Annotated in this window: 11 protein-coding genes; 8 read left to right on the forward strand and 3 right to left on the reverse strand. The window is 55.8% G+C overall.

Annotated elements, in window-relative coordinates:
- Positions 1-42 precede the first annotated feature (42 nt).
- From LG200_RS12360 to LG200_RS12395, 8 genes are all read left to right on the forward strand, one after another.
- The gene (locus LG200_RS12360; protein ID WP_226757931.1) at positions 43-1,011 is read left to right on the forward strand and encodes a septal ring lytic transglycosylase RlpA family protein; all 969 of its coding nucleotides are present in this window, start codon (positions 43-45) and stop codon (positions 1,009-1,011) included.
- Between the two features lie 51 nt (positions 1,012-1,062).
- A complete protein-coding gene (locus tag LG200_RS12365; protein WP_226757932.1) occupies positions 1,063-2,226 on the forward strand; it encodes a D-alanyl-D-alanine carboxypeptidase family protein in 1,164 nt (387 codons plus the stop codon).
- 27 nt (positions 2,227-2,253) lie between these two features.
- Complete coding sequence (locus LG200_RS12370) at positions 2,254-3,129, forward strand: D-amino acid aminotransferase (RefSeq protein WP_226757933.1); 876 nt, start codon at positions 2,254-2,256, stop codon at positions 3,127-3,129.
- Positions 3,122-3,391, forward strand: coding sequence for an HP0495 family protein (locus tag LG200_RS12375; RefSeq protein WP_226757934.1), 270 nt, complete (start codon positions 3,122-3,124; stop codon positions 3,389-3,391). Before LG200_RS12370 ends, LG200_RS12375 begins: the two co-directional genes overlap by 8 nt.
- Positions 3,392-3,519: 128 nt before the next feature.
- Positions 3,520-4,161, forward strand: coding sequence for a lipoyl(octanoyl) transferase LipB (gene lipB, locus LG200_RS12380; protein WP_226757935.1), 642 nt, complete (start codon positions 3,520-3,522; stop codon positions 4,159-4,161).
- The gene (lipA, locus tag LG200_RS12385) at positions 4,158-5,132 is read left to right on the forward strand and encodes a lipoyl synthase (protein WP_226757936.1); all 975 of its coding nucleotides are present in this window, start codon (positions 4,158-4,160) and stop codon (positions 5,130-5,132) included. The genes lipB and lipA overlap by 4 nt, the downstream gene beginning before the upstream one ends.
- Positions 5,133-5,155: 23 nt before the next feature.
- The gene (locus tag LG200_RS12390; RefSeq protein ID WP_226757937.1) at positions 5,156-6,466 is read left to right on the forward strand and encodes a hemolysin family protein; all 1,311 of its coding nucleotides are present in this window, start codon (positions 5,156-5,158) and stop codon (positions 6,464-6,466) included.
- Complete coding sequence (locus LG200_RS12395) at positions 6,459-7,703, forward strand: FAD-dependent monooxygenase (protein ID WP_226757938.1); 1,245 nt, start codon at positions 6,459-6,461, stop codon at positions 7,701-7,703. Before LG200_RS12390 ends, LG200_RS12395 begins: the two co-directional genes overlap by 8 nt.
- A 17-nt stretch (positions 7,704-7,720) precedes the next feature.
- Here LG200_RS12395 and LG200_RS12400 read toward each other — a convergent pair whose 3' ends face one another.
- Genes LG200_RS12400 through LG200_RS12410 form a run of 3 tightly spaced genes read right to left on the reverse strand, consistent with a single transcriptional unit; the run spans position 7,721 to position 13,667 of the window.
- Positions 7,721-10,873: an efflux RND transporter permease subunit gene (locus tag LG200_RS12400; RefSeq protein ID WP_226757939.1), complete on the reverse strand. Its 3,153-nt coding sequence runs from the start codon at positions 10,871-10,873 to the stop codon at positions 7,721-7,723.
- An 8-nt stretch (positions 10,874-10,881) separates the two neighbouring features.
- The gene (locus LG200_RS12405) at positions 10,882-12,390 is read right to left on the reverse strand and encodes an efflux RND transporter periplasmic adaptor subunit (protein WP_226757940.1); all 1,509 of its coding nucleotides are present in this window, start codon (positions 12,388-12,390) and stop codon (positions 10,882-10,884) included.
- 17 nt (positions 12,391-12,407) lie between these two features.
- Positions 12,408-13,667, reverse strand: coding sequence for a TolC family protein (locus tag LG200_RS12410; protein WP_226757941.1), 1,260 nt, complete (start codon positions 13,665-13,667; stop codon positions 12,408-12,410).
- Positions 13,668-13,688: the final 21 nt, after the last annotated feature.

The following is a 13,688-nucleotide window of genomic DNA, read 5'->3' on the forward strand; positions in this document are numbered from 1 at the left end:
AAGGAAAAACGCGAAACGCTCCCTGCTTTTTGCATAACATCCATGAATTCAGCACGCTACCTTCTTCCTGCCATTTTCAGCCTGCTGTTGGTCGCCTGTGGTGGCGGCACCAGCGTCAAACCTGATGCAGGCAAAACCCAGACTCCAACTATGCAGCAACCTGTGCCGAAAAAAGGCGGCTACTATCTAGATGACGGCCCTGGCGATAATCCCCCTGCGGATATCGACAACATTCCTGATGCAGTACCGCGGGCAGAAACTCCCTTACCAAGAGCCAACCGCCCCTACAGCGCGCTAGGACGCCGTTATACTCCGATGACGGAGCACAGTCCATACAAGCAACGCGGCGTGGCTTCCTGGTATGGCAAACGGTATCACGGCCAGAAAACCTCCAGCGGCGAGGTCTATGATATGTACAGCATGACGGGTGCCCATACCATATTGCCCTTGCCCAGCTATGTACGCGTCACCAACCCGGAAAATGGCCGGTCCGTCATAGTGCGCATCAATGATCGCGGGCCATTCCATGACGACAGACTGATAGACCTTTCCTATGCCGCAGCCTATAAATTGCGATTGATTGAAAAAGGGAGTGGCATCGTTGATGTGGAAGCACTGGACACAAACGGCAAGACCATTCCCGCGACTAACATTGCGGCATCGCCACAAGCCTCCAAACCTGCGGCCCCTGGGGACCAACCACTGCCGCCCGCAGAAAGCAATGCACCAGCCAACACCATGACAAACGCCATGAACGAGACTGCCATTAACCAGCCGGTTGCCGGAGATTATGTACAAGTGGGTGCGTTCTCCCTCAAGGCCAATGGTGATCGCCTGGTGGAAACCCTGCAACAGCATAATCTGACAGACAACGTACAGGTGGAGAATTGGTATAATGCCGGAACTTATCGGGTACGCCTGGGGCCATATAGCAGCCGCCAGCAGGCGGAAGCCGCGGCAGCAAAAATCAAGCAGGTGCTGAGCACCAATGCGATTGTCATTCGTCAATAATAGGCTTGCTGATTAACACCCCCTCCTCCTTAAGTTTGAGTAAAAGAAGATATGTCCGACCTATTTAGTAGCTACACCAGACCAATCACGGCCCTCGTTTCCGCCGCTGCCTTCAGCATTGTTGCACTGGGCGTTCAGGCTGCCGATATACCACCTCCGCCTGCACTGGCTGTCAAGTCTTACCAGTTGTATGACTTCAACAGCGACAAGGTAATTGCCGGGCAGGATGGCAGTTCTCGTGTGGAACCCGCCTCGCTGACCAAAATCATGACAGCCTACCTCACGTTCAAGGCGCTGAAGAACGGTCACCTTTCTCCCACACATACCCTGCCGGTCAGCGTCAAGGCCTGGAAAGTGGAAGGCTCCAAGATGTTCATTGAGCCGAACAAGCCCGTAACCGTCGACGAACTGCTGCATGGCACCATTATCCAGTCAGGCAATGATTCATCCATTGCACTGGCTGAAGGTATCGCTGGTTCCGAGGAGGGTTTTGCCGACCTCATGAACAAGGAAGCTGCACGCCTGGGCATGCGCGACACCCATTATGTCAATGCCACTGGCCTGCCAGACCCCCAGCACTACACCACAGCACATGACCTGGCATTATTGGCCACCGCACTGATCCGTGACTACCCGGACCAGTACAAGCGCCTCTATTCCATGAAGGAATATACCTATAACAAGATCAGCCAGCCTAACCGCAACCGCCTGTTATGGCTCGACCCCTATGTGGATGGCATGAAAACCGGCCATACCAAGTCTGCGGGCTATTGCTTGGTGACTTCGGCCAAACGCGGGGACACCCGCCTGGTTTCCGTGGTACTCGGCGCGCCCTCGGACTCTGCCCGTGCCACCGAAAGCCAGAAACTACTGAACTACGGTTTCCAGTTCTATGAATCCAAACTGGTTTACAAGCGCGGTACGGTAGTCAGCACGCTCAAGGTATGGAAAGGCGCAGAAAACAATGTGGTTGCCACTGTTGCCAAGGATGTCTCCATCACCTTGCCAAAGGGGGAATATGCACGCGTCAAAGCCAAGGTGACTAGCCAGCAACCACTGGTCGCGCCCATCAGTGCCGGTCAGCAGGTTGGCAAGATCGAGTTCACCCTGGATGACAAGGTGATCGCCGAACACAAGCTGGTAGCAGCCAAGGGTGTTGAAGTCGCTGGCATTTTCGGCCGCATGCTGGACAGCATCAAGCTGCTGTTCGAATAACTCAATGCGCACGGGTACCGGGCAAGCATGAGCCAAACCGTTTACCTGAACGGCACATTCCTGCCCCTCTCCCAGGCCACGGTCCCGGTACTGGATCGTGGCTTTATCTTCGGCGACGGCGTTTATGAAGTAATACCAGTATATTCAGGCCAGCCGTTCCGCCTGGACGAACACTTGCAGCGCTTGCAGCAAAGCCTGCAGGCCGTACGCATTCAAGCCCCCTTGATGCGGGAACAATGGCGCGAAGTGGCATTGGCATTGATCAAGGCCAATGCCGAATTGACGGACCAGTCGCTTTACCTGCATATCACGCGTGGCGTAGCCCCGCGCGACCAGGCGTTTCCTCCAGCGGGAGTGTCGCCCACCATACTGGCCATGAGCCTGCCGCTGGAAACGCCGGCCCAGGCGCTAGTGGATCAGGGGGTAGCTGCCATCAGCGCACTTGATATTCGCTGGGACAGGTGCCATATAAAAGCCATATCCCTACTGGCCAATGTTCTATTGAAACAGGAAGCCGTGGATGCAGGTGTTGCCGAAACCATCATGTTCCGTGACGGCATGCTGACAGAAGGCACCAGCAGCAATATATTCGCCGTAAAAAATGGCGTGCTGCTGGCACCCCCCAAAGACCGACATATGTTGCCAGGAATTACCTATGATGTAGTGTTGGAGCTGGCTGCATCAAACGGCATCAAGGTAGAGATAGGTCCTCTCAGTGAAGGCCGTGTGCGTGCTGCTGACGAATTGTGGATGACCTCATCCACCAAGGAAGTACTCGCCATCATCAGCCTGGACAGCCAGCCTGTAGGCAACGGCCGGCCAGGCCCGCTATTTGCGCAAATGTATGCGCTGTACCAGGATTTCAAGAACACAGTAATGCGACAACAGGTGCCACATGGCTGAAGATCAAGATACACTTTTAGAATTCCCTTGCGACTTCCCCATCAAGATCATGGGAGAAACCCATGACGAGTTCGCCAACACCATACTTCTGCTGATTCAACAGCATGCTCCCGCTTTCGATGCCAGCCGTATAGAAATGCGCGCCAGCAGTGGGGGCAAATATGTCAGCCTCACCTGTACTATAGAAGTGCACTCCAAGCCGCAGCTGGATGACATTTATCGTACCCTCACCTCCCATCCCAAGGTCAAGTACGTTCTTTAGCATGACGTTTGTCGCTAATTTCATGCACTATCCTGAAACTTGGGTTGGCGTCCACGCAAGCTCCAGTTTCCGCAGCATATTGTCTATTGCTCCTGCCATGTTCGGGCAGGCTGCATAACAAACCCACCATGGCCCGATCCATCATCATCCGCCATCTGGGACGGTCAGATTATGCGGCTACCTGGCAGGCCATGCAGCAGTTCACCGCCACACGTGGTGAACAGACTCCGGATGAATTGTGGCTGACTGAGCATGCTCCCGTTTATACCTTGGGGCTGAACCGCAAGCATGTACGCTCGCCCAGCCGTACCGATATTCCCTTAATCCTCGTAGACCGTGGCGGCAAGATCACTTATCACGGTCCAGGCCAAGTGGTGATCTATCTATTGATAGACCTCAAGCGTCAAGGTATAAGCGTGCGTCAGCTGGTCAGCGTGATGGAAAATGCCATCATTGAATTACTGGCCGAACATGGCATAAGCGCCATCGCCAGGACGGACGCTCCGGGTGTTTATGTACAAGGCGCCAAGATTGCCTCCCTCGGCCTACGCCTGAAAAACCAATGCAGCTACCACGGACTGGCCCTGAACATAGACATGGATATCGGCCCGTTCCTTGCCATAGATCCCTGCGGCTATCAGGGACTACAAGTCACGCAAGCCAGCGAACTGGGACTGGAGCTACCCTTCGAAAATGCAGGCGCACGCCTGCTGGAGAAATTGTCACGGCAGTTAGGCTATACTGACTGCTTGCAAGAGAAGAATTTATGACAGAAACAGCCGATAGAATTGCCCCCGCCCGCAAGATAGCCGGGGTCAAGGAAACCAGCGCCGAAAAAATGGCGCGCATCCCGATCAAGATCATTCCTATGCCTGCCATGCGCAAGCCGGAATGGATACGCATGAAGGTACCTGACAGCGCGCGCTTTCAGGAGATCAAGCAGATCCTTCGCAACAACAACCTGCACACAGTCTGTGAGGAAGCCTCTTGCCCCAATATCGGAGAATGTTTCAGTGGCGGCACTGCCACGTTCATGATCCTGGGGGATATCTGTACCCGCCGTTGCCCATTCTGTGATGTATCCCATGGCAAGCCCCTGCCCCCCGATGTGAAGGAACCGGAGAATCTGGGCCGAACCATTGCCCAGATGCGCCTCAAGTATGTGGTCATTACCAGCGTGGACCGTGACGACCTTCGTGACGGCGGCGCCCAGCATTTTGTCGATTGCATTGCGTCAGTGCGTACCCATTCACCCAATATCAAGGTCGAGATCCTGGTGCCGGATTTCCGCGGACGCCTGGATAGGGCAATAGAAATCCTCACCGCGGCTCCGCCTGACGTCATGAACCATAACCTGGAAACCGTGCCGCGCCTTTACAAGGAAGCACGCCCTGGATCCGACTACCAGAACTCCCTGACCTTGCTCAAGGAATTTGGTGCCATGCACCCCAACGTCCCGACAAAGTCAGGCCTGATGCTGGGCCTGGGCGAGACCGACGAGGAAATCATCGAAGTGATGCGCGACCTGCGTGCGCACAATGTCACCATGCTGACACTGGGCCAGTACCTGCAACCCAGTCCGCATCATTTACCCGTCAAGCGCTTCGTCACGCCAGCGGTTTTTGCTGAATTCGAGAAAAAAGCGCTAGCCATGGGCTTTACCCACGCAGCTTGTGGCCCCATGGTGCGCTCCTCCTACCATGCCGATAACCAGGCACAACAAGCGGGGATCAGCATTTGACCGCCTGACTGCGGCTAATCATCATGGAAAGTAACTTTTTACTCATACTGCTCGCATTCTTTCTTGTTCTCTTAAACGGCTTCTTTGTGGCAGCCGAGTTTGGCCTCGTCAAACTCAGGCAAACCCGCGTCAAGGCCATTGCCAAGACTTACGGCTGGCGCGGCCGCATCCTGGCCAAGGTACATGGCCAGCTCGATGCCTACCTGTCGGCTTGCCAGCTTGGCATCACATTGGCCTCGCTGGGCCTGGGCTGGGTAGGGGAGCCGGCGTTTGCCAAATTGCTGGAGCCATTGCTGCATCAGATCGGGGTAGACTCACCTGAAATCATTCACGGCGCCTCCTTCATCATTGCCTTCTTCACCATTTCCTATCTGCATATTGTATTGGGCGAACTGGCTCCAAAATCCATCGCCATCCGCCAGGCGGAAAAGGTTGGCTTATGGACAGGCGTACCACTCTATGCGTTTTACTGGATCATGTACCCAGCCATCTGGATGTTGAATACAAGTTCCAACTGGATATTGCAGAAAGCTGGACTCAGCACCGGCCACGCCGCCGACGCACAGTATTCCGCCGATGAATTGAAACTGATATTGCGAAGCAGCCGCGCTTCGGAAGAACTCACCAAGGACGAATGGAATATCCTGGCTCACACCCTGGATTTCAGCGACCTTGAAGTCGCAGACCTCATGCGCCCATTCAATGAAGCCATTTCCCTGTCTGCAGAAAATACTTTCGAGCAGAACCTGGAAATCATTTCCCAACACCGCTACAGCCGCTACCCTTTCGTGGAGAAAAACGGAAAAGTCAGAGGCGTCATCCACCTGAAAAGCCTATTCCTGGCGAAATTTGAGGCGGAAGAACTGCAGGACCTCAGCAGGTTTGTCCATCCCGCTCCCTTTGTCTCACCCGATATGCCGGCAATCGAACTGTTCCGCCGCTTCCGTGAGGGCAAGGCCACGCACTTTGCCATTGTTGGACGCAAGGGCCAGGAGCCGGTCGGCTTCATCACCCTCGACAATATGCTGGGCGCATTGGTAGGAGAAATTCGTGACGAATTCCGCCAAAGTCAGAATGACTGGACCAAACTGGACGACGGCACGCTGATTGGAAAAGGCAGCCTGCCCATTTTCACGCTGGAGCGCGCGCTGGGCGTGGAAATAGATAATGATGACGAGGTCGACTCAGTAGGGGGGCTGGTACTTTCCAAGCTAGGTGATATTCCCAATGAAGGCGACAGCATTCATTTCGACCAGTTTGATATCGTGGTCAAGAAAATGAATGGCCCGCGTATCATCCTGGTGCGCATTCATCCGAAACATGCCCATGAATAAGACTACCGCTGTCGATATTTTCATCGTGGGTGGCGGCATGATAGGCAGCTCACTGGCTGCCCAAATCGCCCCCAGCGGCATGCACATTGCACTGCTGGAAAACCGTGCCCCAGCTCCCTACGACCCTGCAAGTACGCCCGACCTGCGCGTTTCTGCCCTGAGTCCAGCCTCCATCAGCTTCCTGGAGGCTGCCAAAGCCTGGCCAGCCATTGCTGCCATGCGCAGCGCCCCATTCAGGCGCATGCAGGTTTGGGAGAACCAACGCGACCAAAGCACGCTCTTTGATGCTGCCGAAGTCGATGTACCATGTCTCGGGCATATTATAGAAAACCGCCTGGTGCAACTGGCCTGCCTTGAAGCCTTGCAAAACCATGAAAACGTCACCGTACTTTGCCCTGATGAGATCAGCCGGATCAACTACCATCCTGAAGGCAGCCATATCAGCCTGGCAAGCGGACAGTCCTTCGAGGCAAAACTCTTGATAGGCGCAGATGGCGCAAACTCCCAGGTGCGCAAGGCTGCCGGCATCGCTCTCGACAGCCGGCAATACCCGATGCATGCCTTGGTTGCCACCGTCAACATCGAAGGCGGCGAGCGCGACATCACCTGGCAACGCTTTACCCCTGACGGACCGCAATCACTACTTCCGCTGCCGGGAGACTATGCCTCGCTAGTCTGGTATCACCGCCCGAGCGAAGTCCGCCGTCTGCTCACTCTCGATGATACGGCGTTACTGGATGCATTCCGCCAGCACTTTCCTAAAGCCTTACCCGAAATTACAGGCTTGGTACACCGCGGCAGTTTCGCGCTCACGCGCAGCCATGCCACTCACTATGTCCGTCAGGGCGTAGCACTCATTGGAGATGCTGCTCACACCATCCATCCACTGGCAGGCCAGGGGGTCAACCTCGGCTTCCAGGATGCTGCTGTCCTGAGCAACCTCTTACTCAAGGCTTGGCACGACCACAAGCAAATCGGTGCATTATCCCACTTAAGTCAATATGAACAGCAGCGCAAGCTCGGCAACCACTTGATGCAGCGCGCAATGGATGCCTTCAGCTATGGTTTCAGCAATGACATCGCACCTTTGCGTTTTGCACGCAACCTTGGCCTCAGGCTTGCCAACCACCAAGGCCCTCTCAAACGTGAAGTCATCCGTTATGCCTTGGGACTGGGCACCTCCAGGCAACACTTACCTGCACCTTTGCGTAAACTCATCCCTCAGCGCACCGCCTGATATAGGGGATTGATGCATTAATGCCCGTGCTGTAGTCCACGCCTGTAAGCCAAGCGGTACAGCACAGGCAGTACCAGCAAGGTCAGCAGGGTGGAGGATACGATCCCGCCTATCACCACCGTCGCAAGCGGCCGTTGCACCTCGGCACCGGTGCCGGTCGCGATGGCCATGGGGATGAAGCCCAGTGAAGCCACCAAGGCCGTCATAAGTACCGGGCGCAATCGGGTAATAGCCCCTTCGAGAATGGCAAAATCCAGCGGTTTCCCGTCATCGCGTAATTGACGGATGAAGCTCAGCATCACCAGGCCATTGAGTACAGCCACTCCTGATAGTGCAATAAAGCCAACGCCTGCCGAAATGGAAAGCGGGATATCCCGCAACCAGAGCGAGAGTATGCCGCCCGTCATGGCGAACGGCACGCCGGAAAAGACCAGTATGCCGTCCAGCAGCCTGCCGAACATGGCATAGAGCAGGATGAATACCAGCATCAGCGCCAACGGCACCACGATGAGCAGGCGCTGGCTGGCGGATTGCAACTGTTCGAATATGCCGCCCCAGCTCAGCCAATATCCCGGCAGCAGCTGCACCTGTTGTTCTATCTTGAGCTGTGCCTCCGTCACGAACGATCCTAGGTCCCGCTCGCGCACATTGGCAGTCACCACCACCCGGCGCTTGCCGTTTTCACGGCTGAACTGATTGGGGCCAGGGGCGATTTCCAATGTGGCCAGCTCACCCAGCGGCATGAAACCGGCCTGGGCATTTGCATCTGCAGGCAGACGCACCGGAATGCGGCGAATGGCATTGAGGTCCGCACGAACATCGTCCGGCAGGCGCACCACAACATCAAAGCGCCGGTCGCCGCTGAACAGCGTCCCCGCCACACGCCCGCCCACTGCAATGGATATGGCCTCCTGAACATCCTGCACATTCAGCCCCAGTCGCGAGATCAGTTGCCGGTCGGGTTGAATGGTAAGTACCGGCAGGCCGGTCACCTGCTCCACTTTCACGTCATCTCCCCCGTCTATTGCGGACAATACCTGGGCAATCCGCCCTGCAGCCTCTTCCATGACCACTATGTCATCGCCGAACACCTTGACTGCCACATCGCTGCGCACACCGGAAATCAGTTCGTTAAAACGCATCTGGATCGGTTGTGTGAATTCATAATTGTTTCCTGGCACTTCCCCTATGGCGGCCTGCAGGCTGGCCACCAGCGCCTGCTTGGGCAGCCTGGGATCAGGCCATTCCTTCCTGGGCTTAAGCATGACAAAATTATCGGCCATGCTTGGCGGCATGGGATCCGTGGCAATTTCCGAGGTGCCAATCTTGGCAAATATGCGCTCCACCTGAGGAAACTCGCGCACCGTATGCTCCAGTTCGCGCTGCATTTCCACTGCCTGCGCCAGGCTGGTGCCCGGAATGCGCAGTGCATGCAGTGCAATATCGCCCTCATCCAGATTAGGGATGAATTCGCTGCCCATACGGGTCAGCAGCAACAATCCCAATATTACGCCGGTGACAGCAATAGTCAGCACGAGCGCGCTATAGTTGAAGGCCTGTTGCAGTAACCGCCTGTATGAGCGGCCCAGTCTCATCATCCATCCACCTGTTCTCTCGCTGACATTTCCTTTGAGGAACAGCGAAATGGCTGCCGGGATGAATGTAAGGGACAGCAGCATGGCTGCAAGCAGCGCCACCACCACGGTAAAAGCCATGGGATGGAACATTTTTCCCTCTATGCCGCTTAAGGCAAAGATCGGCAGGTACACCACCATGATAATAAGCTGGCCGTAAATTAACGGCCGCCTGGCCTCGCTGGCAGCAACCAGTATTTCCTGCCGGCGTTCCTCCCGGCTCAATACCCGCCCATGCCGTTTTTGCGCATGGGCCATCCTGCGCATGCAGTTCTCAACGATCACCACCGCGCCATCAACGATGATGCCGAAATCCAGCGCGCCCAGGCTCATGAGGTTCGCGCTCACCTTGCTGCCGAGCATGCCGCTGAAGGTGAACAGCATGGACAAGGGAATCACCAGCATGGTGATCAAGGCTGCCCTTATATTGCCCAGGAAAACAAACAGTACAGCAGTCACCAGCAGGGCACCTTCGATCAGGTTGCCCTTCACCGTGGCTATGACTTTTTCTATGAGAGAGGTACGGTCGTAGACGGTACGAGCTATCACGCCTGGCGGCAAGGTCTGGTTGATGGCGTGCAGGCGTTGCTCCACGGCCCGAGCAACTTCCCGGCTGTTTTCACCCATGAGCATGAACACAGTGCCCAGCACGACTTCCTCACCATTCTCGGTCGCCGCCCCATTGCGCAACTCCTTGCCGATATAGACATCGGCCAGATCCTTCACGCGCAAGGGAGTGCCATTTCTGGTAGCCACTACAACCGAGGCTATATCGTCCTCGTCCGCCACTTGGCCGGGCACGCGTATCAGGTATTGTTCGCCTGATTTTTCTATATAGCCTGCGCCTATATTGCTGTTATTGCGCTCCAGTGCATCCACCAGGTCGGTCAATGCAACTCCGTGCGCAACAAGACGCTCGGGATAGGGCGCCACTTGGTATTCCTTGTTATAGCCCCCTATCGTATTGATCTCGTTGACGCCGAGTACAGTGCGCAATTGTGGCTTGATGATCCAGTCCTGGATTTCTCGCAGATCGGTAGGACTATAGGGGCTGCCGTCGCCCTTCAATGCCCCTTCCCTGGCTTCCACCGCCCATATGTAGATTTCGCCCAGTCCGGTGGAAGTAGGGCCCAGCACAGGCGTGATGCCAGCGGGCAAACGCTCGCGCGCCAGTTGTATCCTTTCATTGACCAGTTGCCGTGCAAAATAGATATCCGTCCCTTCCTTGAATACCACGGTCACCTGCGACAGGCCATAGCGGGAAATGGAACGGGTCTGTTCCAGCCGCGGCAATCCTGCCATGACCGTTTCCAGCGGAAAGGTGATGCGCTGCTCGGTTTCCAGCGGCGAATAGCCGGAAGCCTCGGTATTGATCTGGACCTGCACGTTGGTGATGTCCGGCACAGCATCTATAGGCAGTTTCTGATAGCTGAAAATACCGGCGGCAGCCAGCACAAACACCATCATCAGGATCAGCCAAGGCTGATAGACGGAGAAGCTGATGAGCTGCTCAAACCATGTGTCATGCGTTTTCATGGCGGCTCCTAATGATCATGCGCTACGCTGGATTTTCCCAGCTCGGCCTTGATAAGAAAGCTGTTCTTGGCGGCATACTGCTCGCCTTCGGACAAACCATCCAGCACTTCGGCATACTTATCGTCGCTGCGCCCCAGCGTCAGTGGGCGCGCTTCAAATACATCGCCATAGCGGCCAAACACCACAGTCCAGTCCCGCAAACTTTGCAGGCCTTCCAGCGAGACTGCCAACGGCACCTCTATTTCCTCGGTCACCAGGTCTACATCGGCTGGAGCGCCGGGGCGCCATTTGCCATCCGCATTCGGCAAGACAATGCGCGCCATGGCAGTACGTGACTGCTCACCGAGTTGCGGCTGGATATAAGCCACTTTGCCAATGGCTTGAAGCTTGAGCGCGGGAGACCTCACTGTCACCTGCTGCCCTGGCTGTATCAAGCTGAGGTCGCGCGCGTAAACCGTTGCTTCCACCCACACGCTGGAAAGATCGGCCACACTGAAGATGGCATCATCCTCGCGCAACACCTGGCCTACAGCAACCTGCTTGAGAGTCACTGTGCCGTCCATGGGAGAGCGTATCTCGTAACTGGTAAGATCGCGGCTGGGGAACTGGCTGACGCCTAGCACCGCCAGCTTCTGCTGGGCGTTACGCACGGCAATTTCCTGTTCCTGCATGGCTTGTTTAGCCTGCAGGTAATCCTGCTTGGCAGAGATTTTTTCCTCCCAAAGCTGCTTCTCGCGTTCATATGTTGTGCGGGCAAGCTCCAGGCGCTCCCTGGCAGCCAGCAACTCGCTGCGCTGGTCCGCCAGTTGCTGGCTGGATATTATGGCGAGCAACTGCCCCTTGCGAACCTGGTCGCCAGCATTGACTGTCACGGATTGCACCAAGCCTCCCAGGCGCGGCACTATCACCACCGCACGGTCGGCATTCAACCTGATTTCACCTATTAACTTGAGATTGGCCTTGATGCGGGCTGGTGCTGCAGTGAGGATTTCTATGCCATTCATCGACAGCTGGCGTTCGTTCATTTGCACGCGCATCTCCTGCTGGGCATAACCAAACTGGTATTGCCTTCCTGCATATTGGGCCAGCAGCTTCACCTCAAAGGAGTGCGGCTCCACAATGGCGGTCTCATTGGTCAGGTAGTCCTGTTCCGCATGCAGGCGCAAGATTTGCACAGGCTGCCCCAGCCGCTCGATTTCCATGGTGACACGGAGGTCTGCCGGGTCCAGGGGCCGTACGCCGTCATAGGCATACACGCGGAATACCGGCGGGCCTCCCTGTTCGTATATGCTCACTTCCAGTGCAAGCCCTTCTTGCCGGAGCAGTTTGCCTGCATGCGGCCCCTTGGGAACTTCGGAGTTTTTTTCTTCATGATAATGGGGATTGCGGCCATGTTCATCCGGCGTGTCACTGCCAGATTGCCCGCTGCTCAATATCCACGCAGCCAGTAAAACTCCCAGCACAACAATGCCCAGGATCATCAACCACTGTCTTTTATTATCAAGGTTATTATTCATAGTAAGTACTTTCTCACTCACTTATTGTTCGGTTGGGCAGCCTGCAGGGAATTGCCCAGCAAGCGTCCGATTTCAGCGTGTGCACGGTGCACGCCAAGCAGGGCATTGAGATATTGAGACTGTGCCTGGAACAAAGTACGTTGTGCATCCAGCACATCGAGGAAATTGAATTTCCCCATTTCAAACCCTTTGGCCGCTGCTTCAAAAGCGCTGCTTGCACCTGGCAATATATCCAGGCGCAAGGCTTCGGCTTCCTGACTGCTGGCAAGCCATTGCTCATACTCCGCTGACAAATTGGTATGCATGCTGAGCTGCAAGGCTGCCAGTTCCACGCGTGCCTTGTCAGTACGGCTGACAGCCTCATGGATATTGCCCTGGTTACGGTCAAATACCGGGATAGGGACAGAAAGTCCAAACACAGCCTGGTTAATACCCAATTCCTGGTTGCGTTGCGCCCCCACGCTCACAGTGAGGTCAGGCACGCGCTTGGCGGTTTCCAGCCTTGCGATTGTCTCCCTACGCCCGATTTCCAGGCGTGCACGCTCAAGAACAGGGGATTGGGCAAGCTGGACACTCAGCTCCGCCAATTCGGGCAATATGGGCAATGATTCCAGGCTTCCCTCTGCTTCATCGAAATCTGCGCTGCCACTCCATAACGCAGCCAGGCGCTGACGCGCCACGTTCAGCGCACGCCTGGCCTGGGTTGCCTCTATGCGTACCGATGATTCAGCCACGCGGGACTTGGTCTCCTCTACCGGGGAAACTTTTCCTGCCTGTACCCGATTCTCGGCCGCACGGGTAGCACGTTGCGCCAGGTTGACAAAAGATGCAGCCAATTGCATGCGCTCTTGTGCTGCCAACACTTCATAAAAAGCCGTGGTGACAGCAGCTGCAATCTCAGCCTTGCGCGTTGCAATATCCATTTCTGCAGCATCAAGGCCCAGGCCGGCTGCCTCCATACGTGCCTGGCGCTTTCCACCCAGCTCCAGGGGCTGGTTTAGCTGTATGGTGGTGAGGCGGTTGGCATTGCGCGTATCCTCGATAGAAGAGGAAAGTGTAGGATTGCGCCGGGTTGCAGCCTGCATGCTGATGCCTACATTGGCCTCACGCTCACGCTCGGCTACCAGGATATTCGGATTGGCAGCCAGGGCCAAAGCCAGCGCATCAGGTAAACTGAGTTTGTTGTACGCATTGTCAGCGGAAAAACCGCTGTCGGCGCCCAGGGAAATCAAAGGCACGGCCAGCGCGATGCTGGCAAGGTAATAGGTAACACGCATCGCATTCTCCCAAAAGTCCAA

Origin of the sequence: Methylobacillus caricis, from assembly GCF_020532705.1 — a bacterium.
GTDB lineage: Bacteria > Pseudomonadota > Gammaproteobacteria > Burkholderiales > Methylophilaceae > Methylobacillus > Methylobacillus caricis.

Excerpts from the sequence above, each read along its gene's own strand:
- LG200_RS12360 (WP_226757931.1), top strand. The coding sequence starts at position 43 with ATGAATTCAGCACGCTACCTTCTTCCTGCCATTTTCAGCCTGCTGTTG.
- LG200_RS12365 (WP_226757932.1), top strand. The coding sequence starts at position 1,063 with ATGTCCGACCTATTTAGTAGCTACACCAGACCAATCACGGCCCTCGTT.
- LG200_RS12370 (WP_226757933.1), top strand. The coding sequence starts at position 2,254 with ATGAGCCAAACCGTTTACCTGAACGGCACATTCCTGCCCCTCTCCCAG.
- LG200_RS12375 (WP_226757934.1), top strand. The coding sequence starts at position 3,122 with ATGGCTGAAGATCAAGATACACTTTTAGAATTCCCTTGCGACTTCCCC.
- lipB (WP_226757935.1), top strand. The coding sequence starts at position 3,520 with ATGGCCCGATCCATCATCATCCGCCATCTGGGACGGTCAGATTATGCG.
- lipA (WP_226757936.1), top strand. The coding sequence starts at position 4,158 with ATGACAGAAACAGCCGATAGAATTGCCCCCGCCCGCAAGATAGCCGGG.
- LG200_RS12390 (WP_226757937.1), top strand. The coding sequence starts at position 5,156 with ATGGAAAGTAACTTTTTACTCATACTGCTCGCATTCTTTCTTGTTCTC.
- LG200_RS12395 (WP_226757938.1), top strand. The coding sequence starts at position 6,459 with ATGAATAAGACTACCGCTGTCGATATTTTCATCGTGGGTGGCGGCATG.
- LG200_RS12400 (WP_226757939.1), bottom strand. The coding sequence starts at position 10,873 with ATGAAAACGCATGACACATGGTTTGAGCAGCTCATCAGCTTCTCCGTC.
- LG200_RS12405 (WP_226757940.1), bottom strand. The coding sequence starts at position 12,390 with ATGAATAATAACCTTGATAATAAAAGACAGTGGTTGATGATCCTGGGC.
- LG200_RS12410 (WP_226757941.1), bottom strand. The coding sequence starts at position 13,667 with ATGCGTGTTACCTATTACCTTGCCAGCATCGCGCTGGCCGTGCCTTTG.